Genomic DNA, 22006 nt, shown 5'->3' on the forward strand with positions numbered 1-22006 from the left:
TAGGTGGACACCATCGCCTTTGGCGTCGGGGTCAGGAAGGTGAGTTGGCCGGACGGTTACAAAAGAAGATCAATTCCGGTCGCGTTCGAACACGAAGCCTTCGCGTCTGAGCAGCTCTAGATTGGTCGGTTTAAGGGATAGGTGTGTCAGATCATCAACTTCGAACCAACGACACTCGACGATCTCATGCGAAGGGCTGGGCGCCGCTGACTGGCTGACAGTCATTCGGTAGAGCCAGTGCTCTTCGTTGGTGAGGATATGGTGACCCAGAAACTGAGCGCCGGTCAGTTGCAGGCATGTCTCTTCTTGCAATTCGCGGCTCGCAGCCTCGAGCTGGGTTTCCCCTGGATCAATCTTCCCGCCTGGTAACGACCACTCCGGTGCCTCTTTTCGTACAAGGAGAATCTTGCTCTCCTGTAGGCAGATGACAGTGGCGTGCATTTCTCGTGCTTGGTTCATCATGGCTCCTCCGCTATGCAGGGAAGGCCTTGCGAGCACGCCAAAGTTCATGCGATGCGTTGAACGGTTTCACTGGTGACCTCGGCAGTGCCAATATCTGTACTGCCTCGGGCCTTAAGCATACGTGGGATTAGCAATTGTCCAGGTCGATGGAACCTGGCCATGCGGCTGCGTCACATCGCATATCCCCGGAAGGGGCTAACACCCATACTATAGAACGCGACAGCGAATGATTAACGACGCAGAGGCACCCAAATGAAGCGAACACTGCTGGGAATGACGGAAGCAGGTGAGCCTCTTCTGAAGCAAGCGCTGGAGGCCATCAGAGCCCACAACGAGGCAATAGCACAGGGCCGACCCGAAGCTGATCTCGAGCGCCTTCGCGTTCAGGCGGATCACCTGTACCAGACCGTGATCGACTACCAACTGCACAAAGCCGGTGCTCTCGGCGAGCCAGTGCACTAATCCTAAATGTGCCGTCATCAGACCGCTTAACATAGCAATCCTGATTGCTAGGCTGCGCTAAAACAAATCTGCCGGCATAGCGTCCGAAAACAGTACAGCAGAAGCTAACCTATTTGAGGCTATGGTTCAGCTAATCCCATAGACCCAGAGGTCTATCATGATGGCGAAGGATCCCAACAGCGTTCTGCCTCCTGATCATCCAATGTACTCGGACGCTGTAGAGGCTATGAAACGTTATCACCAGGCACAAACCGAAGGCATCACCGGGGCGGAGCTCGAGCGTTTACGGCTGCTGGCTGAACATCAGTTTCAGGCCGTTACTGACTATCAGCTTCGCGCCCTTGGCGGCCCAGCCAAGCCCGATCATTAGCAATAGTTACACGCCATAGCGTTTTGCAAACACGACCAGCGGAGCAGGGGCGCGATGATCCATATTCAGGTGGTGAGCTTCGAACTCGCTGCGGGGCAGGGCGCTCCCTTCTGGGCTGCGAGGTGACAAAGCAGTTCGAGCCACTACAGAGGTTTTGTAGGAGATCCATCGTTGCGGCTGGCCGTCCAGGCTAATACGCGCCCATTCCTGTTTCTGCTCATAAACCTGAACCTTCTCCCCGCGCTTGAGGCTGGTAATCACTTTCCCACCCGGTTGAGCGCGCAGATTCAGCTTGTCCGCGTTGACGAAATGCTCAGGTGCCAAGGCTTGTGTAGGTTGTGGTTCTGGTGATGAGATTGCGGCCAAAGTGCTAACCGGTTCTTGGCTGACTGATGGCTCAGTTTTAGGCGAATCCTTCTTGCCAATGGCCCAGATCATCACGAGGAGAACTAGCAGCGTCAGAAAATTGACCTTTCTTGCGCATATCCTTTGCACCCTCGAAATGGTATCTGTCCTTTTTAGAAGAGGCCGGCTGGGGCCTGGCGAGCAATTTTCCATCTTCCCTCGCCGATGCTATTCAGCTTAGCGGAGTGAGGCTGATTGCAGCGGCAGCCGCCTTCGAAAGATCACTAAATGAGAGTCCGCAAGCGGAGCGCGCCGGGCTGATAAACGGCCACCCAAGGGCCGAGTCGTCGTAAGGCGATGGCTCGGTTCACGACTGTCGGGCCTATTAGGCCACGCCCTAAACGCTCTACAAGCCTTTCAACATGTGCTCCAGGCTCTGATGCTCCCATGTCGATAACAGGGCAACCGGATCTGTCCGGTCACCAGGATCGAAATCCCAGCGCTGCCCATCCGGGCTAACGCACTGCTCGCAGTAGCCCAGCTCATCACAGTCGTTGTAGATCGTGATCCGCCACCCCTCTACATCCACTTCGAAATGGCAGGCGTACACCTGCTCCCAGGACTGGCTGCCAATCTTGGTCATTGTCCGGCGCCCGAACACCGCCTCTCGCAACACCTGGCAGACGTCCCGCGCCGTCAACGCGCCTGATGGTGCGTCGTGCTGGTTATGTTCAGTCATACGCTGCCTATGTCTCTCAGTGATCAGCCACCGATATTAACCTGTGTGAAAGGTGCTCCGGAAAGCACGCAGGGTCGGGGAAGTTGGCGGTTGAAGTGAATGCAAGAGGCAGGAGTACAAATGTGCTCCGTGGCGCTAGTGAAAGCTGACTTGCTTCATCTCGTGCATTCAGCCGGCAGGCTGCGCTGCCTTCACGAATGAGAATTCAGCCCATGTGGCGTCCTTCTACCCCTAGCATGCAGCTGTTGAGTCATCTCTGGTGTCCTTGATGTATCGCTCACGAGATCTGCTCTATGCACCCAACGACACCAGACGGACGCTATTTTGTTGTCAAAGGTCAGCTCTGGCGCTGCACGAACCCTTCACTGACCGAGCAAGAGCGGCAATGCCTTGTGCATGACCTGATGGATGCCCGGCGGGAGGTCAAGCGTGCCAAGCGCGCTGACGATTCGAGCATGCTCAAATCTGCGCGTGCGCGAGTGAATGCTGCCAAGGTAGAACTGGGCGAGCGGGGGCCCGTTTGGTGGGACGACGGTAGCCCGGACTACACTCGCTGTCGGGTAGACCTTTCGCCATACGCTGATTGGTACAACGCTTTGGATGACACAAAGGGTGAGTAATGTATGTCGAAAAGAGCTTCACACCTCAACAGCTATTCGAGATGGTCTGGGAGCGACCCGTTCTGGTCATCGCTAAGGAGATTGGTGTCTCGGATGTGGGCTTGTCGAAGGCCTGCCGCAAAGCGGGTATTACGTTGCCAGCCCGGGGTCACTGGGCCAAACCAGTCTCTAAACGCACGCGTCGTCCAAAGCCTCCAGCCTCTACCACACCTGTCACGTTTCACGTTCTAAATGTCGAGAAAGCTGTCAGGCTGAAGCCAGAGAATGTAGTCAACGACCCTAAGATTTTGATCGTGCCAACGGAGTTATCTGACCCCCATCCGTTGGTAAAAAAATGGCTAAGTGCAGTGAGGAAGGCAAAGGAGCTCAACAGTGCACTGGTATTCGACAAAACAAAGGTATTGAACTCGCACATATCCCGGAATGAAGTGGATCGCTGCGCGCTTCTCTACGACAGCTTGATCAAAGCCAGTGAGTCGTCGGGGTACACCTGGGGTATTAGTGGTAACGGTGGCTTCGTGCAAGTTGACGGTGAGGAGCTACTGATCACGATCCAGGAGCGGATAAAACGCTTCGATATTCCACCGCCCCCTCCGAAACCTTTCAAGCCTGGGCAGCAATGGAGGCCTGACGTTACCGCGATGAGAGCGGCTCGCTTTGGGTGGGAGCCCACTGGCGTATTTTCCCTCATCGTCGATGCACGATCCGAGGTTCTCATTCAAAAAACTTGGACTGACAGCAAGACAGGAAAGCTTGAGTCGAAGCTTGGTCAGATCATGACAGGTTTCGTTCGTATTGCCGCTTCCGTGAAAGCCCAACGATTATCCGATGAAGCTAGTCGCCGCCGATGGGCAGAAGAGGAGCGGGTGCGCAAAGAGGGAATTGACCAGCAGCGTCGCTTGGACAAGCTGCGCCAGAGTTTGATGAAAAATCTAGAAAGCTGGGAGCGCGCTCAGCGGCTGCGAGCATTCATCCAGGCGACAGTCGAAGCTTCGTCTAAGGATGAAGCAAGTCAAATGTCATTGGCGATGTGGGTTAGCTGGGCTACACAACAAGTTCAGCTGCTTGATCCATTAAAAGTGGATATCTCTAAAGTTATTGAGCTGTCCGTGGATTTGCCGAACTCAGAATACGGCTACTGGAGCAGCAGTAAGCAAGTCGATGACTGGTGGCCCTGATTTTAATTTGGGTTTGAACTTAAAATGCGTTAGGATTCACTCAAGATTATCCACACATTACGGAGTATGCACATGTCGCGTCTTGCAGAGTTCAGACAGCTTGAGCAAAAATTGGCAGCCCAGTTGGCTGAGCTGGAAGCTATGAAGGGCAGCAGTGAGCTTCAGAAAGAGATCGAGTTTGAGACAAAGCTGCGTGATCTGTTGAATAAGTACGGCTTTAGCCTTCGTGACATCATCAATCTCCTGGATCCCCAATCCAGTCGCCGCGCCGCTACTCCTACCGCTGCAGAGAAGGCACCGCGTCGTGCTCGCCAGGTTAAGCAGTACAAGAATCCTCATAACGGTGAGATCATCGAGACTAAGGGCGGCAATCACAAGCTGCTGAAAGAGTGGAAAGCCCAGTACGGTGCCGATGAGGTTGAAGGCTGGGTAGCCAAGTAAGATCAAGGTGGCCATCAAAAGCCCCTGAGAGCAGGGCTTTGGGGCGAGGTTAGATTTCTTGCACGGTGAGTTTGCTCGATGCACCTGCTGACACGCGTTACTGCAGCTGATCTGGACATACTTTGGGTTCTGCGTCGACCTAACGAGTATCGCCAATTTCTCATTCTAGAAGTAGCAAGTCTGACTGAGTTGATTGCGCTCCAGTCGAAAGCCTGCGTGGAGCGGATGAAGTTAGGGGCGCAATTAGCCGGCACATTTCTTTCAGGCTAATGGCTCCACTATGTCAGTCAAACCGACCACTGCAGACCATTCCAATGCACATCGTTATTGATGACATGCGCTAGGAACTCTAGATGATTTAGGGCCAGCCCCGGGGAGACAATACTCATTTCTTCATCTGGCGTGAGGATCCCGAAGTAGAAGGCGGAGGTTGTGTTGATCATATGACCAAATGGCGGCATCTTGCGCTCAAATTCCTCCTTCCATCGCTTGTTCATGATCGACTTCATCAGCGATCTAGCTGCTTCCGGACGAACCAGCCAATAGCATTCCACCCCATACCGAGCGTAGCGCTCTTGCCGACGGACATAGTCGCGCAAGTGTTGGTACGATCGCTGGAGCTCGATTGCAATCTTTCGTTCTCCAATCTCAAAATAGATGTCGGCCTTCCACCGATCTTTAGCTGTACCGCCAGGCACCTCACTTCTAGGTTTCACTCCAAAAAACTTCAGGGCGCCGAAGACTAAATCCTTGCCTTCGATGTGCCAGATCGTTTCGGGAGCGGTGGCGCACTCGTCAGAATAATGCGCGAAGAACTGGAGACCATTGATGCTGGTTTTGAGCACCGCCCTGGCGTTGCAGCAGGCCATCTTGAAAGCAAAGGGGTCACTAAGGCTCTGGGCTTTCAGGCCTTCCCATTCCTCATGGCTGAATTCGCCAGCCCAGACGGGCTCCTCGTTACGATTTAATGCATCTGGAAGCACTGTTGATATCCTGTTCCGTGGAGCATTGGCGTAGTTGGGCATTTCAAGGTAGCGTGAGTCGTTCAATGAGGCGCTTGGCCACCATTAGAGGCCGTAGTTAGATAGTTTTGGGGAGTCGTCCTGCATCAGCGCACCGATCAATTCCGGGCAACCTACAGGGCCTATTTGAGCTCTTATAACAGGAGATGAAGGCACATGGATATGATGAGGTTTCACGACCTTTATCTGCGTCTGTACACCGAAGACCTTCAGGCTAACGGCGAGAAATTGCTAGACCGGTTCTTTGGCCTCTGGAGCGAGGCAGAGGAGAGCGGGATTGACCTCGACACCCTCAATGAAGAGGCCGACGACTGCTTCCATCGCATCGCCGAAACAAGGCTCTTTCCTCTAGCAGCTTGTAGATGGATCGGGGAGCTGGGGCGCGTGGGGATCAGCAAGCCATTGCTTCATCATGTCAGCGTCCGCTACCTGCAGCACTCAGAATTGCTGAGGTTTCAGTTGCCTGAGGGGCTGGAGCTATCCTCCATAAGTGCAGCCAGCCGCATGTGCGTAATGAATGTGCCGGTGCCTGTGTCCCTCGGCTGGATTCTCAGTCTGAATGAAGATCTACCCACTAGCTCGCGGCTCACAAGCACAACCGCAACGATTGTCGGCCTCCTGACTTCGGAGTATCCAGGCACCTGCATGCGCCTTCTTAAGTCGGAAAATTCACCGTTCGCTCATTCACAGATAGCGCAGGACGCCTTGAAGCGACTCGTCGCTGCCGGTACCGCACTGGAAGACCTTCCTTATCTGACCGAGCTTGAGATGCCCCCTGCGATGGAGCGCAGCTTCCGATATTTACGCCGCAACGAAAGCCGCACGGTGACAGATCATGCGCATGAGCATTCGTTGTTCGGTACGGTCACAGCTCAGCACTTCAAATACGCATCCAGCATCGCCATGGAGTACGTGGCGAATGGCGAGGCTACCGACATGACTGTTCCAATGTTCACTCATGAGATGAGTCTTGAGTTGCCGCAAACCTGGATCGCCGACCCACTGCGCTACGCACTGATGATGAACTCACTCTGGAACAGGTTTGACGAATGAGCATCCAGCTAGTCCTCTCTCATTACCTATCAGGCCTACGCGAACGAGAAGAACTGGACGCGCTTCTGCCCGATCTCCTGATTGCCATGGGGCACTCGGTCGAAAGCAGCCCACAGGTTGGCGTCAATCAAGGCGGGGTCGATGTTCTGTCCACCCTTACCGACGCTGACGGAACAGTGGAGGCATTCCTGTACGTGATCAAGTTTGGCAACGTAAGCCGCAACGACTTCTACAGCGGTCAGCAGGCGATCCAGCCCAGCGTGCGCCAGGCTGCCTCGGAATACATCCAGAATCGATTGCCGGCGAAACTGAGACGATGCAAGAAAACGATCGTCGTCGTTTCCAATGGTGAGCTTAAGCAAGACGCACAGTCAGACTATGCCGCGCTCACCAAAGAAGTCTCTGAGATCAACCCGCTGTGCTCGTTGGATTTTTGGGGCATCAATCGACTCAGTCCGCTCATTGAGCAGCATCTGTTTGATGATGCCTTGCTTCTAGACAGGGGCAAATCGGATCTCAGAGCAGCCCTGGCCGGGCTAGAAGATACGCAAGCATCCTTCAGTCGCTTCATCAGGTTTGTTGAGGACTGTGTAGCAGCACCTGATGGGGCCGCTGAGGGCTCAGCGAACACACGAAAAAAACGGTTTCTGAAACGCGCTGCCGCAGCGGCAATGGGCTGGGCTGTGCTCCTAGTGTGGGGCCAGACTGAAAATAATCAGAAGCCTGGAGTGCTCGCCGGCGAATATCTGCTGTTAAGACTGTGGAGCGAGGCGATCACGCTCGGTGTCCAGCAGGATAAACAGTTTCTCAAGCGCTTTGAGACCCTGGCGAGGCTTCACTTAAGCGCGCTCAACCGGTATTACGAACGGATTTTCCCCTCACTCCTTAACCTTCGGAAGGTTCTTCGGTACCGCCCAGATCACGTGCTGTATATGGACTTGGTGTGCGAGGAGCTTGGGCGTTTGGGCACGGCCTTACTCCTGGCCCAGGCAATCGATGCCGACGAATCGGAGCGTGCATTGCTTCATGTACAGCTGATCAGCTTCATGAGCGTACATCCAGCGTGCCAATTGCCTGTCTACGACGGTCAAGCTATCGACATGTCACTCGCGATGGCCGCCTTGTTCGCAGAAGGCGATACAGCCAACACAAGGACGATGCTGGGCGAGTGCGTCGACCGATTTAGCGCGGCGCTCCGAAATAATCACTACATGCCCGTGGACACTGACGATCTAGAAGACGCAATGGCGCTCCGCACTGGCAAGGAAGGGCGTCACGGTCGCTTCTTCAAAACCACGACTTGGATACCGCTTTTGGCCACCGTCGCCGCAATGCTGGGCGACCGGGAAACCCTTCACAAGCTATCGAGCCGCATCGTGCCCCAGCTCAAAGGGGTGACCATGGAGCGCTGGTATCCCCGTACCGGATTGCAGACACTCACAGGCTCGAGAACGTCACTGAATACGGTTGGCGTATCTCGGGCCATTTCGGATTTTCGCGAAACGCCGGAGCAGGAGGTGATCGCATCGTTGCACCTGCCAACACAAAGCGCGGCGGCGAATGAATTTGAGTGGAACAACACGCCATGGGATGTGCTGGTCGCTATCTCCGCCAGGATGCATCGTCATCCGCTGCCAACGTGGTATCTCCAGAAGTGCGCTACCAACCAGGCTATTCCCTGAGTCGACCAAAAAACTAGGAAAGTTGACGGGGGTAATCCAGGGGCGAGGGCCTGACTTGAGAAATCACTCAGACTCGAGGTGAGCTCTCAGCGCTTCCGCCAAGGTGAGGAGAGCATCCTCTAAACGACGGTCTTCCCGGGCGTCGCCCGATCTCGGGATGAATTGCTCGCAATGGCGAAGCAGGGCCTCGGCGTCGTTTGTGTTCAAATCAAAAGCGATCATGTCAAGTTCTCTGCGTGCTGGAGGAAGCTATGCTGCGTTGTGGGATCACCTAAGTCGTTCCTAGGGGAGCGGGGCAATCAGGTGCCCTCTGGATCAGACGCTGGGTCTTCGGCTGGTCGTAGTTTTGTCGCCTGACGCTTGTATTTGTTTGCTATCTCGAAGGCCTAGTCGGCGGGCTTTGGCGCGATGGGCACGTAGCCGTTCTGTGCGAGTTCCAAAAGCGCCTGCCCTACGGCTTTCTCTTTGGAGTTGCGGTCGATGAACGATTTCATGAAGCGTCGAGTCATGCCCTGACATAACGCGCATTATGCATCCTAGGTGATATCAGGAGGCGGTCGCGGCATTGAGCAGCGGTGCGACCTGGGGGCAGTCAACTTGGATTGCTGGGTCTCTAGGGGCTCAGGTTTTGATGCACGGAGAACTCAGGCGAGTGAGCAAGCACATGTTCTCGATTTTGGAGCCGGGCAATCCGCTGATGATCCAGGCATTGGATGCGATGAAGCGCTATTACGAGGCTCAGGCCGCGAAGGCTTCTGAGGACGAGCTTGAACGTTTACGCCTGGAGGCTGAGAGTCTCTTCCAGGCGGTCTCTGAATTCCAGCAGCGGGTGATGGGGCGGCGCGACGACACTCTTCACTGATGGCCCAACAGATGATGGGAGCATTAGTTGATGGCGCCGCTCTGATGAGGCGTCTTTACCACCTGCTAAATCGCGCCAAACCCTCTAGGAATTTCTGGAGGTAGCTCTCACTGCCAAACGCAAAGCCGGCAGCAAGCAACGGCGCGCTGAACTCTGGCGTAGAGTACTCCTGACTAAAGCGAGAGATCGTCTCCGAGTGCCAAGATAGACGCCCCATCGCGATGTTTCGGAATTGATTCTGCTGGATTCGATTATTCAGCTCTTCTTCGTTAACCCCGTTCGCTTGAACGAAGTACAGCAGGTTCAGAAACTCAAAGCGCTCGTACAGCAGCTCGGGATTCTGCACGCCAGCGAACGATGGCGCCCATTTACAGCTGATGTGGCTGGCAAGTCGATTGGATAGCGGCGTGCGGGCATTGCTTTGACCCTCAAGGGTTTTCCAGTGCGTCAGTAGCCCATTGCCGGCCTCCAGATAGAACGGAGACAGTTCATAACCCACCAGGCTTGGCTGCTCACGATGGTTAATCACGGTTGAGCTGAGCAGGCGAAAAAGAACGTCTAGGCGATTAGCACGGGTCAACCCGAGTGCATAGCCGAGTACGATCAACATTACCGGATAGTCCTTCAGTGCTAGCCAATGGGTATAGCCTGACTGTTCTCTGTGCGCTTCGGCATACAATCCTTTGACTGCATCCAGTACGAGACTGAGCTCTTCTCCCGTTCCCCAGCGGCCTAACACCGAAGCAATGCGTGCGATCGGTTCGACAGTGGCCTCGTACTCCGGAACCCAGTCACTGAACGCCTGATTTCTCACGTCACCCCCTCCTGCGAAAAGAGGGGCGAAATCAGAAATCGTCTGCCGAGTTTGGGCCGTTACCAAGTCGTCGAGCTGGATCCTATGCTCAGGGCGATCCATGAATCGTTTTGTCATGGTAATCATGAGCTCGACGCTTGCCGGGTTGGGCTGGCGGGATTGCCCAATGGTCTCAAGCTTCAGTGCAAGTGCTTCGAAGAACGTATCTGCGTCAGTGCCACTGACCACCGATGCGCGGCGCTGTGTGACCAACTCCTGGCCGCGCTCAGATAGACCTCCTCGAGCGAGCCAGTAGGTTGGATAGCGGCGGGAAGGCGCGCGAAGAAACGCGGCCCTCAGGGCATGATCCCATTCCCCTGACCAGCCGGCGACGATCAGACCGAACTCATCGATGATGCGGTCGAGCAAGATGTTGAACTCGGCAGGGTAGTCACCCAGTTCAACATCCGTATTCAGAATTCTGGCGTCCTTGTAGTCGCCATGAAGCTTGAGAATAAAGCACTGGGAATGGGTGATCGGTTCGGCCCCTGCCAAAGTGTCGACTGAACTCACTATCGTGGGCTCAATGCCGGCATCACGCAGTGCATTCTCCATCAGCCTGTCGAAGTTGGTCGTGACGATGACACGCACGTGCCCAGCGCGCACCATTTCTGCGATAGCTCGATGCGCCCGGGTAGGTACCTTTAACCCGTCTTCCAGCTCTTGGGCTGTCGGCTCCAGGAAACCTTGGACAATAGCTCTGCGTTCGCTTTGCGTCCCAGCCAAGGTCTCAAGCAGTGTCGAATAGTTTGGCTGCTCTCCTGTCTGACCTACATACCAAGCATGCCAGTCTTCCTGCTCACCTACCCCTGAGGCGATACCGGCGCGTTTGACCAGCTCCATCGTGATCTCCCAGCCGGTCGGAATGCCGGCGGAGCGTGACACCCCTGACCCCAGGAGTAGTGCGTACACGCCTTTGTTCTCGTATGCCGAGAAGGCAAGCTGGGTAGTAGGGTCATTGGCGATCATGGGATGGGATCTTCCTTGCGTTCTGGGGGCGATTGCCAAAATCATGAAGTCGCCAGCGTTATCCTCGATGGACTGTATTCTAGCCAAAGGCCATCACCGACGCAGCCATTGGTGCGCAGAGTGATTGCCCAATTGCCATCGCATTGATAGGCAGGTATTAAGGCACATTGAGGAGTCGCAATCGAAGACAACTTGCTTAAGCCGTTGTCCTGGTCTGACTGATACGATGAAAGGCCCGAATTTAGTGATTCGGGCCTTTCTCTTCGTTGCGATTTACGTCAAGCGAGGACGGCTATACGAGGGTTCAGGACTCAAGAATCGAGGCTCCTCCGATAGCATGAGGTCGCACTCAACCAGTGCTGGCCCATGCCAGAAAAGCGTCCAGCGATTGTAGTCTTCCTCTGTCTCGATCACGTAAAGCGTTTCTGCCCTGGATTCCCTGAAAAGATGGAGAAACCAAGCGGGATTGACCTTAGATGGCACCCGAAGCTCATACCCGTCATCCGACCATCCCACCCAGTGGCTAAAATAGCTGCGCTCAAAGTCATCATGCATCTGAACGAAGTAGTACGACCGGCTTTTGTCCGCAAATGCTGCTGCACAGAGGTCTCTTCTATGGTCACGCCACGATTTGAACGCTTCCTGGAATGATTCCTGGCAGCGCTCCCATGACTCGAAACCGTAGCGTCGCGCGACGATGCCCAAGCATGCTCTATGTCGCAAAGTCTTTTGGCTTTTGCGCTTAAGAAGCTTGGCTTCGCGTTTGATTTTATGCAGCAGCTCAGGGGTGAGAGGCTGTAACGGAGCAAGTAATTTAGACATGGCTATCCCATAATCCAATACGGAGCACTGGCCCGCTCAGGCCCTAGATTTTTGGGAATTCGTCAGATTTTTGCTTACAGTGTTCTCACTTGGCCAGCGGGCGGCTCAGGCACCTGTAGGCGTACCTGTGGCCGAATGGTGCGGCAGCTCTCGTGAAACTGTCAAGGCGCTAGGTATCCTCAGATCTTTCACCGCCTGCGCTAAGGATTTTCGCGTCCGCGGTGCGATTCGCCTGCTCTTCATCGCGGTGTGTTTCGCGTCGCAGCTTAACTTTTACTCTTGGTGGGGCGAGGGCTGCTGATGCGCACTCTGGGCCGCCTCTCCAGGCCGGAGGGCCGATCGGGTTAGTACGTCGGGAAAAATCACAAGCGGGGATGGCGAATGCAGGATATCGATGTGGTATGGCTTAAGGCTGAGGAGGTGTTTGGTGACAAAGCCAAAGCTGCGGTGTGGTTGGCTACGCCCAAGCAATTATTCGGTGGGCTGACTGCAATCGACTTCGTAAATGATCACCAAAGCTCGCTGCGTGTGATCGAGGCGCTGAGTCAGATCGAACATGGGTATGGCTCCTGAAACAGATCCTAATGGTGAGTGAAGCCGAGGTTCAGATGGCATAGCGAGTGCTCAATGTGCGGGGCAGGGCACTTGGCATCAGCCCCTGTGAGAACATACAGTTGCACAGCACAGCCGTCAGTCATGGGGGATCACAATGAAGGTATTTGTTAGCTCGGTCGTCAGTGGTTTTGAGCAGTACCGAGCTGCGGCCCGGAAGGCCATCACGCTTCTGGGGCACACGCCAGTAATGTGCGAAGACTTCGGAGCGCGCCCGTACTCTTCACAGCATGCGTGCATGACTGAGGTCGACCAGGCAGATGTCGTAGTGCTGATCCTAGGTGCCAATTTCGGCTATCAGACGGAGACAGGGGAATCCGTCACTCAGCAGGAGTTCCGGCGTGCGAAGGCCTCAGGCAAACCCATCCTGGCCTTCCTCGAAACTGTGGAGATGGAGGAACGCCAGAAAGCATTCTCCTGGGAGGTATCGGACTACCTTGATGGTCTGTTCCGGGTGACGTTCTCCGATCAGTCAGAGCTGTATGACGGCATCATCCAAGGCCTCAACCAGCTTTCTGTAAATCGTAAGGCCATTACTGAACAGGAGTTCGTGCAGCGTCTGCAGCTGCGCAATGGCAATGGGCGCTGGGGTGGGTACGACCACGAAGCTCGCTTGGAGGTGGCTTTCCTTCCGCAACCCGAAACTCTGGGCACACTGCGCCTCGCACATACTCAGCATGAAGCTTTCTTTCTCAAGCTCTGCCAGGCCGGGCTGGGTTCAATAAAAGGCGGCTACAAGGATTTCGACTCTGCTGATCAGACCGGGATTGATACCGCAGACCTGAAGTGGCGGCATCATGAGAGTGGGCTGAGTTGGTTGACGGTAACTCTCGCTAACACCTCCAGTTCGCGAAACATCATGGACTCCTTCTACCTTTCGCCCTCCAAGGTCAGGCAGGGGGCGGAGGCTGCGTTCAGCTTGTTGAGTGAAGAGAAGAGTGGGTGGTTCCAGATTGGCCTCTATGGCGTTGGCCACAAGCTATTTGCGGAGCCTCCAGCAACCCCAGCCAACAGCATCTCGACACCGTTCCGCTCAACCGAAAGCCTGGAGGAGCGAAGCCTCCTAATTCCCGCTACACCGGCTGCATACCGACACTGGCTGGACGAAGTGATGTTCCGCTTTGAGCGCAAAATGTCCATGTGAAAGTCTGTTCGCGAGCTAGCCTTGCCAGGCCCTGGAGCAGATGGGGCGTCAACTCGCTGAAGGAAAGGAGGAGGCACTATTGTTGATGCCTGCGTGGCGTCTCAGGCACACAAGATTGCCGGCCTGCTGCTAGCGCCGGCTGGTGTTCGCAGTCACTTCTTGGCTTTGAGGGGCTGGAAGTCGGTTGCGATCGTATTCCACTTTTCATTGATCCACTTGAGCACGGTTCCGCGTCCAGGCGACGTGCTTTTTAGGTTAACTTTCAGCATCTTCTCAACTCGGAGCCGAGCTTCTTTAGTAAGGTCATTTCCACTGCCGTACACGAACTCAGTACCATCGCTGGCCATGCCGAGGTTATTCAGAAAACGGATCATCTCATAACCCTCTTTTCGGCTGAGATGGTGGCCGTCATCGTGGATCAGCTTCGGATTGTCGCCCGGGCTAGTCGTCCACACATAGTCGTACTGCAAGTCTTGCCGGGTTAATGTTGTCATGGCTGGTTGCTCTCTATACCCGCAAATTGGGGCTAAATAGAGATAGTGGCGATAGGCCGCCACTTCAAGTGGCGCTCCTATTATTCGCGTGACTAAGAGCAAGCCTCGTCCTGGCACTGCCTGGAATGGTCGCAGGTAACTAGAAGAAGGGGCGGCGACTCAAATCGCCGCAATAGCGCATCCGCTCATTCGTGAGTGTTAGCGGCATAAGGCGCAAAGCCCTGCACGTCAATCGCCCGAAGCTCGAAGTATTGGCCGTTTGCTTTGAGCGCTGCCTGCACTTGGCATACGCAGTAGGGTGTCCCGTGATACGTGTTACCTACCTGGATGTCGAAGGTAGATTCGCCTGCAGCTGCGTAGTGACGTGAGAGCGTCAGTTTCTCAAGGCTACCCTCTGATTCACCGTTGGCCTCGGCGATCTCAATGACCAGATCGCGTAGCGCTGCGGGGGCCGAGTCAGTGACCTCTGCTGTAAACTTCCGTTGGCGGCTAGCGCCTGTTCTCAATCCTCTTGACTCACTTGCGGTGCCGATTCGGTTGAGGGTGACGTGTACAAGTGTGACTACTTCCATGATCTAACCATATGGATGATGGCCTGCTAGCAGGCATTCGCCAAGTGGGCGAGAGTTGAGGGGGAGCGGGCAGGCTGTCACAGGCACCTAGGTTCTCGGTACCGTAGCTGTGCGTCGCGGTCAGATGCAGTGGCTGTGCCGAGCCGATTTCTGCCAGGCCATTGTAATTCAGTCAGTCAACGGGGCGAGTGCCTTCCTCGCGATGTTTTGCGGGCAACCGCTCCGAAGTCGCCGTGACTTGCGTGTACCGAATAAGCACTGCGCGTATCAGTAGATTCAGCTGAAGGCGTCGCTGATCAACGTCCTCATGACGGAAGCCGGCGCTTGGAGGAAATGTTCCTGGTCACTGATTTCAAAACGCACAGGATTGATGTGCACGACTGACGCCCCCGTACTCAAGGCCCGAAGCGGCAGCTCTGCTGCCGGGAATACGTTGCCGGAGGTACCAATCGAAAAGAACAGGTCGCAATCCTCTGCCGCTTCAAGACCAGCGCGCCACGCGGCTTCTGGAAGCATCTCGCCAAACCAAACGACGCCCGGCCTGATGTGCCCGTTGCATGAATGACACCGCGGTGGTTCGACGCGGCAGCCATCCTCGGACATTTGATCGCAGGCGAGTAACGCTTCGTGCGCAATGCCACAGTCGATACACCGAGGCGAATGAAGGCTACCGTGCAGGTGGATGACTCCCTGGCTCCCAGCCCGCTCATGCAGATCATCTACGTTCTGCGTCACCACCGTCAGCTTTTGCACATGCTGGGCGAGCTCTGCAATAGCAAGGTGCGCATCATTCGGCTGCGCCTGGAGAACCATGCACCTGCGCCACTCGTACCATCCCCAGCAGAGACTTGGATCGGCTCGATAGGCTGCGGCGGTCGCCAGTTGGGCAGGGTCGAACCGCCCCCACAAGCCTGTCAGCGCATCACGAAAGGTGGGAATACCGCTTTCTGCCGAAACGCCAGCGCCGGTGAAAACAACGACGCGCTTGGCTTCTCGCAAACGCTGAGCGATAGCATTGATTGCCATGGGTGGGTGCTCCGAAATTCGTTATCCCAGCTTACCAATGTGAATCACACAGGGCGGTGCTGGATTATTGCTGTCGCCGCTGAGGTACATTCTAGAGCGTGTCGTTGAACACCCAATGTCACCAAGCGTAGCAACTGGCGCACTTGCAATTCATGCGCTTTGCCAGCACCCTCGGCTGTGACATGCATTAGATTGCCATCATTAGAAGGTCATCGAGGTTATCCATGAACTGCAGGGACGGTCGCATCAGTTCAGCGCTCAGCCACGAAATCAACTCGCACCGGGCTCGACTGGCTCCGTTCTTCAACGGCAACGCCAAACCTAACCCGTCAGTTAGCTTTGCCAATGATGGGACTGGCTTTGGCAAGTCCTATAACGTCTTTGACCAGTTCGTCGAAAACTCCGCTGTTCGTAACGAAAGCGGGGGCCACCGCAACCTATTCTTCATCACCCCGCATAAAGCACAGATCGACGTTTCCAAGGTCACTCAGGAAAGGGCGGCAGCGCGGGGTGTCAGCATTCTGAGCTTCCTGGCCGAGCGGGACTTGTCTGACCTCAATTTCGTCGGTTGGGTGACCAAGGTACGTAATGAAGACCTTTACGGCGGCTGGATCAGAGCCCTTAGTACCGACTACTACCGCGAAGCGGTCAGCGAACTGAGCAGCGCCATCAGCGGGCTGAAAGCCACTGAGTCCGAGCACCTGCGCTACCTGAAGTTAGGCGTGATGGATCATCTTCGGGACATTGAGCTGCGGCGTCGAATCGACGCGTCGAAGCAACGCCTGCTCTTTGCGTTGCAGGATCTGGCCAAAGCCGTGATCAGGGAGAAAGTCGGTTCTCAGTTCGTGACCACCGAAGACCGCTTCAGGGATGCTCGAACTGACCGTGAACGCGCGAAGATCGAAGTGATTGATCATGTCCTGCCGTTCGAGTGGGCCAAGGTGGGGCCAACCATATTCATCGCTACCACTGCGCGATTCCTCAAGCGCGCGTTCATCGTGTACATCGACAAGAAGAAAGAACCAAACATCAAGAAGCTGAGCTTCGACGCCATACTGGGAGCCAAGCGTTCGCCCACGAATGCTGAGGAAGACAACATCGCGCCTATCGGCGCCGCCTGTAGCCTGTCCCATGACGAGCAAATCGCCTACCTCAAAGACGACTTCTTTATTTCCGACGAGGCAAATTTCTTCAAGGCCCACGGAATCACCTTTAACCTCGTCATCGACGAGGAACATGACAGTTACGACCGAATTTTCGAGGAGAGCAAGAAAAAGCTGGTCAGCGAGCGGGTGAAGCCGCCCCACGTCATTGCTGGCCTGCACCGGCTGATGGAGATGGTCTCGGAGAAGTATGGCCCCGATAATGAGGAACCTATCGCGTTCAACGAAACGGTTGAGCTCATGCAGGATCTTCGTCGGCATTACGAAGAGGACTGCCAAACCAGCGTCTCGTTGGATGCCATCCTGATGATGTGCTCGGGCAACGTGGGTCACATCACGATCAACAATCGTGATGTCGAACAAATCCTGGCGCTGTCTCGGAATATCTTCAGCCTCACCCCGAGGCGCTTCTACAACGAGGAAGCACTCAAGCGAATCAGGATGCGGTCTGTGTGCGGTAAAAGTGAGATCCGTCTGTATTTCGATGATGGAAGCCCCACTGACGATCCCGACCCCACACTGCACGACTTTCTGCAGGTCATGCTGTGCGCTCTGTACGCCTGCTCCAAAGTGCCCCAGAAAAGCCCACTGCGACAGCTGTTGGAGCTTGGCCAGGAGGCCAGCCAGAACGCACCGTTGCTGGAGTTCATCAAAACTTCCCGGCAGCATCACGCCTACGTAGCCTCGGTGTTTGACCGCGCCAGGGACGCTGAAATCTTCGTAGATGCCTTCTTCACTTTCTTCGCCCCGAAAATTGTCTTTTCGCTGATCAAAGTGGACGAAATCCCCTTTGGCGGTGATGCGGTGAAGAATCGGGTCTTCGTCGATTTCCACCTTGACCTGATCCTTGAGCTTCCTGAAGTGAAGCTGCTTCGTATCCTGCATGGCACCCAGAACAGCGCGATGTGCCTCAGCGCTACGACAGGTTTCAAGAATTCTTACTCGGGCAATTTTTCGAGAAAGATGCTGGTTCGCTATGGTGAGACCCAACCATCGAATCTAGATGTACGCGTCGTTGAGCGCTCCCTCGCGGATGTAGATGCGATGGCAGACCTTCGGGCGGCCCGGGCCAAGGCCAGGACGATGGAAGTCAGGCCTTTCTACAAAACATCGGCTGACGACATTAGCGGGCTGCGCAGCGAGCCTGCCTTCAAAAGCGCTTTCAGCTTCTGGTCAAACTCCCTGATGCCGCCAGGCTTTCGTGACAACAAGTTCCGGATGTCTGCTTACCGCCGGCAGATCGAGGCGATGCTGATGGCCGCCTGGGATGGCAAGAACACCTTCGTGCTCTCGCTCAACAACCGCTTTGCCGATCTGTTCAAAAAGCTGTTCGCGCAGGGCATCGAGGGCCGCATTAAGGGGCTTTCGACGCAGTACCAGGACAAAATCTTCGAGCTGAAACCCTTCGTGGGTGGAACCAAGATTCGGGTCATCCTGTTCAGCGCCCAGCTGGCCAGAGAGGTCAATATCGATGAATACCTGAAGGTGGATTCTGACACGCGGATATGCCTGGTCTCGTCCTACGGCAGCGCTGGCACGGGTCTCAACCTTTTCGTTGAGCGCGCCGAGGATGGCCTCCACCAGGACTTCGATCGCCTTGTGCTGGTTAACACGCCGTTCTATAGCTCCATCCGCGAAAAGGATACTGGCCTCAATACCGTCAAGAACCACATTCTGCTTCTCAAGCACATCGCGTCTGGGGGGAGCGAGGCGGTTCGGTTGTCGCAGTTCGACTCCAATCTGATGCAGCCCAAGAACCGCCGCATCCTGAATCAAGAGCATGATCTGGCGGTGCTCAAAGCCATCATCCAGGCGGTGGGGCGTGTCGAGCGACGTGATACCCACCTGCACAGCGAAATTTTCCTGCCCAGTGATGTGATCAACGATCTGGTGGTGCGGTACAGCCGACTACGCCGTGAGGGCAATGATCTGCTCATCAACAGCCTTTCGCTGCTCAATCACAAGCTTATGCAGTTCTGCCTGTCTCAAGCAGAGGGTCGCTGCTTTGGTACCGAGGAAGAGCGAGAGCAGTTCACTGCTCAGGTGGCTGCCGACGCTGACGACATTGATAGGTTCTTCAACGGCGCTTTTCGCAGCAAGATCCTCAGAAGCGCACGCGAAGGTGACCGGGAAGCGATGGCGTTTAACGAGATGCTTAGATCTCCCGAGAGCATCACAGCACCAGAGAAGTACGTGCGCAGGCTTCTGGCCTCGCCACTCGTAAAAGCCTCCGGCTACTACCAGGAAATCATCAACGCCTTCTACTTGCCGCGGGCTGTGACGGATCGGGTCACCATCTGCACGACCATCGAGAGCCACAACCACCTGAGTGACCTACTGCATGGGCAGGCTGTGTATCAGCCTGGGAAGTGGCTTGTTCCAGACTACGTCCGCAACGATGGCGATGACCGGGAATCAGGTACTGGCATCATCAACATGGCCTGCAACATGGCCAGCGAAGGGATTGATGTCCACTTGCCCAATCCGGCGCTGATACCGCTACTGAAGGGCAACGTTGGCGAGTTCATTTTCGCCCGAGTGCTCGCGGTGCTAGAGATCACTCCACTTGACCTCAACCAGTTCATCGACTGCCTGGGGCCCGCAGTGTATGAGAGCTATGACATCTTCGTTCGGGTGCAAGACACGCTCATCTGCATCGACGTCAAGCGTTGGTCGGGCAGCCTGGATAGCCACGAGCTCTCGCTCAAAACGCTTCGCAGAGCAGAAGCCAAACGCAAGGATATGAGTGAGTTGTGCGCTGGCCTGAACCTCACGCCGCGCTTCCTGTACGTCAACACGCAACCAGACGACAACGATCTAAACGCTGAACGTGAGTTCACCCATGGAGAGTCGATCCACTTTCTGAATGCCTTCAAGATCATGACCCGTTACGTGCCAGTGACCGAGGCAGGCACCGTTCACCGGGTGGATGACCGTCTGATGATCAACCCCACATTGATACAGCTGCTAAGGAACGCGAAATGACGTCTATCAACCCTCTGGAAATGGGTGCTGCTGCCAAGGCGCGCACCAACATGCTGAAACTGCCCGGCAACCTTGACGACATCATTGACCGCTTAGCAGTCATTGATGAGGGTTACGGTCACATTCAGGCGGCTGTGGTTGAGGTCTCCAGGAAGTATGGTGAAGAGTCAGAGGTCTATTACCCGCGGGTCGATGCCACCATCAAGGACTTCATCCGTAAATCGCTGGGCGTCCCAGCGTCCACCAAGGTGCACTACAGCAAATTCAGTGGCAGGAAGGGGGTGTTCGGGTTCATCTATCTAAGCACGCATGCGCCGGCGCCTGGCCATGTCCGCCAAGTGATCAGCGAGCACTCACTCTATCCCTGCTACGTGATCCAAGCACTGGTGGATCTGAAGCTCAAGCTCTCGTACCTCAATGACGTCCACCAGCGCTACGCTATAGAACCTGTCGAGTACAACGCGAATTTGTACCTGGGACTTGTTTTCAGCCGTAAGGCCAGAAACGGTAATGAGGTGTTCGAGGCTCTGGAGTACGAGCTGTATTTCTCCAAGGAGCAGGAGCTCGTTCTCTCCCTCAAGCGTGCAGTCATGGAGTGCGCTTCGTCTGTGGAGTCAGCGAGCAGGCCAGTCACCGATTCCGGCATGTTGATGTTCGATTGGAGTGGTAAACGTTACCAGCGCGTACAGTCTCTCAACGCGACCACCAACAGTGATCGCAAGTACATGGCGTTTGCCACGAACTACTCCGAGGCAAAGGCACTCGACCTTTACCACAACAGCATCAATTACCACCAAACTGACTGCCTGAACCGCATCGAGCGACTGCTGAAGCGTGCGGGCATTGAATTCAGTCCTATGGTGTACCAAGCCACCCATCAGGTCAGGACATTCCTGGCAGGATTGCCGACCATGTCAAATCCGCTTTGGCTGCTCGATACAGCAAAGGACACAGCGGACAGTGAAGCTTGGCTAAGCACTATCAAGACCCTCGCAGAGAAGTTCGGCGCGTGCAAGGTACTGAGCGGTGATGGACTGCCATTGCCCACTGAGCTTGCAGTGGGCAACACGAACTACCTGGTCGTCAGCGAGAAGGTCAAAACCTCCGGTAAGAGCAAGAACGGTTCCAGCATTTCGAAATCGGAAGGGGAGGAGACGCAGGCCTACAACACCTTCTGGCAAGCGCTCAACGATAGCCAACGCAATCCAGGTGCGCAGTTCGATTACTACACGTCGGTGAAGCTGCATCGCTTCACGACATCCGTCGACACCATCTGCCAGGGTTTCGACGTCGATCTCAAAAAGAAACCTTCTGATTCAGCTATTGAGAAAAGCCTGCAGGAATTGGCACTGAAGGAATCGATCTTCCGAGACAAGGCCGTGACCATCAGTGGCGCAGCTTTGCCTGACCATGCGCTGCAGCTGGTGAGTTGCCGATGTGACCGAAAGGAGAACATCTACATCCAGGTGCTCGACGTGACCGTGAATGGCGAGACCATCAAGATTGAACGCTCGCGCCGCTTCGATGAGACCTGCGCGGGTGAGTTCAACTACGAGTTCAAGCAGCTGAGCGCGGTGCTCAGAAAAGCAGGTACCAAGGCGTTTGATGCCCTCTGGGACGGCGCATTCCTGATCCGCGACAAGGAGACGAATACTTGGCTGAACGCTTACAACACCCCCCGGGTACCCCGCATCATCGGCAACACTCTGTTCGATAACCAGGAGCGGCAGGACGAGGGTACCTCACCGTCCCGCCAGGTCAGTGCTGAAGTGGCGTCTCTGCCTTACTACCTCACGCCAACAAAGCAGAGCCAGCGGCACAGCGTGTTCATCCAGGACAATGGCCTAGAGGGCGCGTGGTACTTTGTGGCGTCCAACAAAGCCACAAACGGAACCATCGCGAAGCAAAGCTTGGTGTACAACGTTGTGATTACCGATGAGGTCGGTACCCGTATTCCTGTCCTGAACCACCCACTGGGCGAGCTGTTCTTCTCCAGCTTCACCTACGACATCGTAAGGCTTCGCGAGGCGGCCAAGACTTCGATTTTCCAGAAGATCGTTGAAGTCTGCTTGCATAACTGACGCAGCATTAGGCCCATCTTTTTTGAGGATGGGCTTTGCCGCCCTGACT

General features: G+C 55.3%; 20 protein-coding genes. 12 read left to right on the plus strand and 8 right to left on the minus strand.

Features of this window, described 5'->3' with window-relative positions:
- Positions 1-69 precede the first annotated feature (69 nt).
- Positions 70-459, minus strand: coding sequence for an NUDIX domain-containing protein (locus ACNQP3_RS13630; protein ID WP_264317207.1), 390 nt, complete (start codon positions 457-459; stop codon positions 70-72).
- A gap of 255 nt (positions 460-714) precedes the next feature.
- Here ACNQP3_RS13630 and ACNQP3_RS13635 point away from each other — a divergent pair, with 255 nt between their 5' ends.
- Together ACNQP3_RS13635 and ACNQP3_RS13640 are read left to right on the plus strand one after the other, a co-directional pair.
- Positions 715-924 carry a hypothetical protein gene (locus ACNQP3_RS13635; RefSeq protein ID WP_264317208.1) on the plus strand — a complete coding sequence of 70 codons (210 nt, stop codon included), beginning with the start codon at positions 715-717 and terminating at the stop codon, positions 922-924.
- 160 nt (positions 925-1084) lie between these two features.
- Positions 1085-1294: a hypothetical protein gene (locus ACNQP3_RS13640; protein ID WP_264317297.1), complete on the plus strand. Its 210-nt coding sequence runs from the start codon at positions 1085-1087 to the stop codon at positions 1292-1294.
- Between the two features lie 6 nt (positions 1295-1300).
- On the opposite strand, the gene ACNQP3_RS13645 is transcribed toward ACNQP3_RS13640, so the two are convergent.
- Together ACNQP3_RS13645 and ACNQP3_RS13650 are read right to left on the minus strand one after the other, a co-directional pair.
- On the minus strand, positions 1301-1732 hold the full coding sequence (locus ACNQP3_RS13645) for an SH3 domain-containing protein (protein ID WP_264317298.1): 432 nt from the start codon (positions 1730-1732) through the stop codon (positions 1301-1303).
- 313 nt (positions 1733-2045) lie between these two features.
- Entirely contained in the window at positions 2046-2378 is a 333-nt protein-coding gene (locus tag ACNQP3_RS13650) for a DUF7693 family protein (protein WP_264317209.1), read from the minus strand.
- A gap of 293 nt (positions 2379-2671) precedes the next feature.
- Between ACNQP3_RS13650 and ACNQP3_RS13655 the strand changes: the two genes are divergently transcribed.
- The 3 genes from ACNQP3_RS13655 (at position 2672) to ACNQP3_RS13665 (ending at position 4617) form a co-directional block, all read left to right on the plus strand.
- The gene (locus tag ACNQP3_RS13655; RefSeq protein ID WP_264317210.1) at positions 2672-2998 is read left to right on the plus strand and encodes a hypothetical protein; all 327 of its coding nucleotides are present in this window, start codon (positions 2672-2674) and stop codon (positions 2996-2998) included.
- The gene (locus ACNQP3_RS13660; protein ID WP_264317211.1) at positions 2998-4176 is read left to right on the plus strand and encodes a hypothetical protein; all 1179 of its coding nucleotides are present in this window, start codon (positions 2998-3000) and stop codon (positions 4174-4176) included. The genes ACNQP3_RS13655 and ACNQP3_RS13660 overlap by 1 nt, the downstream gene beginning before the upstream one ends.
- A gap of 72 nt (positions 4177-4248) precedes the next feature.
- Entirely contained in the window at positions 4249-4617 is a 369-nt protein-coding gene (locus tag ACNQP3_RS13665) for a histone-like nucleoid-structuring protein, MvaT/MvaU family (protein ID WP_264317212.1), read from the plus strand.
- A 287-nt stretch (positions 4618-4904) separates the two neighbouring features.
- On the opposite strand, the gene ACNQP3_RS13670 is transcribed toward ACNQP3_RS13665, so the two are convergent.
- Positions 4905-5666, minus strand: a complete 762-nt coding sequence (locus tag ACNQP3_RS13670) for a competence protein CoiA family protein (protein WP_264317213.1) — start codon at positions 5664-5666, stop codon at positions 4905-4907.
- 129 nt (positions 5667-5795) lie between these two features.
- Between ACNQP3_RS13670 and ACNQP3_RS13675 the strand changes: the two genes are divergently transcribed.
- The 3 genes from ACNQP3_RS13675 to ACNQP3_RS13685 all read left to right on the plus strand — a co-directional run bounded on the left by ACNQP3_RS13675 (position 5796) and on the right by ACNQP3_RS13685 (position 9236).
- Positions 5796-6692, plus strand: coding sequence for a hypothetical protein (locus tag ACNQP3_RS13675; protein WP_264317214.1), 897 nt, complete (start codon positions 5796-5798; stop codon positions 6690-6692).
- The gene (locus ACNQP3_RS13680) at positions 6689-8374 is read left to right on the plus strand and encodes a hypothetical protein (protein ID WP_264317215.1); all 1686 of its coding nucleotides are present in this window, start codon (positions 6689-6691) and stop codon (positions 8372-8374) included. The genes ACNQP3_RS13675 and ACNQP3_RS13680 overlap by 4 nt, the downstream gene beginning before the upstream one ends.
- 664 nt (positions 8375-9038) lie before the next feature.
- Positions 9039-9236, plus strand: coding sequence for a hypothetical protein (locus ACNQP3_RS13685; RefSeq protein ID WP_416469803.1), 198 nt, complete (start codon positions 9039-9041; stop codon positions 9234-9236).
- 55 nt (positions 9237-9291) lie between these two features.
- Here ACNQP3_RS13685 and ACNQP3_RS13690 read toward each other — a convergent pair whose 3' ends face one another.
- Positions 9292-11058 carry an SIR2 family protein gene (locus ACNQP3_RS13690; protein WP_264317217.1) on the minus strand — a complete coding sequence of 589 codons (1767 nt, stop codon included), beginning with the start codon at positions 11056-11058 and terminating at the stop codon, positions 9292-9294.
- Positions 11059-12261: 1203 nt separating this feature from the next.
- Here ACNQP3_RS13690 and ACNQP3_RS13695 point away from each other — a divergent pair.
- Both ACNQP3_RS13695 and ACNQP3_RS13700 read left to right on the plus strand, forming a co-directional pair.
- Positions 12262-12453: an MbcA/ParS/Xre antitoxin family protein gene (locus ACNQP3_RS13695; RefSeq protein ID WP_264317218.1), complete on the plus strand. Its 192-nt coding sequence runs from the start codon at positions 12262-12264 to the stop codon at positions 12451-12453.
- Positions 12454-12589: 136 nt separating this feature from the next.
- Positions 12590-13636, plus strand: coding sequence for a DUF4062 domain-containing protein (locus ACNQP3_RS13700; RefSeq protein WP_264317219.1), 1047 nt, complete (start codon positions 12590-12592; stop codon positions 13634-13636).
- Between the two features lie 152 nt (positions 13637-13788).
- Here the strand turns inward: ACNQP3_RS13700 and ACNQP3_RS13705 are convergent, their stop codons facing one another.
- The 3 genes from ACNQP3_RS13705 to ACNQP3_RS13715 form a co-directional block, all read right to left on the minus strand.
- Positions 13789-14130 carry a hypothetical protein gene (locus ACNQP3_RS13705; protein ID WP_063914665.1) on the minus strand — a complete coding sequence of 114 codons (342 nt, stop codon included), beginning with the start codon at positions 14128-14130 and terminating at the stop codon, positions 13789-13791.
- Between the two features lie 185 nt (positions 14131-14315).
- Positions 14316-14702 carry a hypothetical protein gene (locus ACNQP3_RS13710; protein ID WP_264317220.1) on the minus strand — a complete coding sequence of 129 codons (387 nt, stop codon included), beginning with the start codon at positions 14700-14702 and terminating at the stop codon, positions 14316-14318.
- Positions 14703-14978: 276 nt separating this feature from the next.
- The gene (locus ACNQP3_RS13715; RefSeq protein WP_264317221.1) at positions 14979-15728 is read right to left on the minus strand and encodes an SIR2 family NAD-dependent protein deacylase; all 750 of its coding nucleotides are present in this window, start codon (positions 15726-15728) and stop codon (positions 14979-14981) included.
- Positions 15729-15952: 224 nt separating this feature from the next.
- Here ACNQP3_RS13715 and ACNQP3_RS13720 point away from each other — a divergent pair, with 224 nt between their 5' ends.
- On the plus strand, positions 15953-19876 hold the full coding sequence (locus tag ACNQP3_RS13720; RefSeq protein WP_264317222.1) for a hypothetical protein: 3924 nt from the start codon (positions 15953-15955) through the stop codon (positions 19874-19876).
- Positions 19873-21957, plus strand: a complete 2085-nt coding sequence (locus tag ACNQP3_RS13725) for a hypothetical protein (protein WP_264317223.1) — start codon at positions 19873-19875, stop codon at positions 21955-21957. The genes ACNQP3_RS13720 and ACNQP3_RS13725 overlap by 4 nt, the downstream gene beginning before the upstream one ends.
- The last annotated feature ends 49 nt before the right edge of the window (positions 21958-22006 follow it).

The organism is Pseudomonas sp. LFS074, assembly GCF_047978165.1.
GTDB lineage: Bacteria > Pseudomonadota > Gammaproteobacteria > Pseudomonadales > Pseudomonadaceae > Aquipseudomonas > Aquipseudomonas putida_P.

Bases quoted from the DNA above. Each gene is read 5' to 3' on its own strand.
- ACNQP3_RS13630 (WP_264317207.1), bottom strand. From the start codon at position 459: ATGAACCAAGCACGAGAAATGCACGCCACTGTCATCTGCCTACAGGAG.
- ACNQP3_RS13635 (WP_264317208.1), top strand. From the start codon at position 715: ATGAAGCGAACACTGCTGGGAATGACGGAAGCAGGTGAGCCTCTTCTG.
- ACNQP3_RS13640 (WP_264317297.1), top strand. From the start codon at position 1,085: ATGGCGAAGGATCCCAACAGCGTTCTGCCTCCTGATCATCCAATGTAC.
- ACNQP3_RS13645 (WP_264317298.1), bottom strand. From the start codon at position 1,732: ATGATCTGGGCCATTGGCAAGAAGGATTCGCCTAAAACTGAGCCATCA.
- ACNQP3_RS13650 (WP_264317209.1), bottom strand. From the start codon at position 2,378: ATGACTGAACATAACCAGCACGACGCACCATCAGGCGCGTTGACGGCG.
- ACNQP3_RS13655 (WP_264317210.1), top strand. From the start codon at position 2,672: ATGCACCCAACGACACCAGACGGACGCTATTTTGTTGTCAAAGGTCAG.
- ACNQP3_RS13660 (WP_264317211.1), top strand. From the start codon at position 2,998: ATGTATGTCGAAAAGAGCTTCACACCTCAACAGCTATTCGAGATGGTC.
- ACNQP3_RS13665 (WP_264317212.1), top strand. From the start codon at position 4,249: ATGTCGCGTCTTGCAGAGTTCAGACAGCTTGAGCAAAAATTGGCAGCC.
- ACNQP3_RS13675 (WP_264317214.1), top strand. From the start codon at position 5,796: ATGGATATGATGAGGTTTCACGACCTTTATCTGCGTCTGTACACCGAA.
- ACNQP3_RS13680 (WP_264317215.1), top strand. From the start codon at position 6,689: ATGAGCATCCAGCTAGTCCTCTCTCATTACCTATCAGGCCTACGCGAA.
- ACNQP3_RS13685 (WP_416469803.1), top strand. From the start codon at position 9,039: ATGTTCTCGATTTTGGAGCCGGGCAATCCGCTGATGATCCAGGCATTG.
- ACNQP3_RS13690 (WP_264317217.1), bottom strand. From the start codon at position 11,058: ATGATCGCCAATGACCCTACTACCCAGCTTGCCTTCTCGGCATACGAG.
- ACNQP3_RS13695 (WP_264317218.1), top strand. From the start codon at position 12,262: ATGCAGGATATCGATGTGGTATGGCTTAAGGCTGAGGAGGTGTTTGGT.
- ACNQP3_RS13700 (WP_264317219.1), top strand. From the start codon at position 12,590: ATGAAGGTATTTGTTAGCTCGGTCGTCAGTGGTTTTGAGCAGTACCGA.
- ACNQP3_RS13705 (WP_063914665.1), bottom strand. From the start codon at position 14,130: ATGACAACATTAACCCGGCAAGACTTGCAGTACGACTATGTGTGGACG.
- ACNQP3_RS13710 (WP_264317220.1), bottom strand. From the start codon at position 14,702: ATGGAAGTAGTCACACTTGTACACGTCACCCTCAACCGAATCGGCACC.
- ACNQP3_RS13715 (WP_264317221.1), bottom strand. From the start codon at position 15,728: ATGGCAATCAATGCTATCGCTCAGCGTTTGCGAGAAGCCAAGCGCGTC.
- ACNQP3_RS13720 (WP_264317222.1), top strand. From the start codon at position 15,953: ATGAACTGCAGGGACGGTCGCATCAGTTCAGCGCTCAGCCACGAAATC.
- ACNQP3_RS13725 (WP_264317223.1), top strand. From the start codon at position 19,873: ATGACGTCTATCAACCCTCTGGAAATGGGTGCTGCTGCCAAGGCGCGC.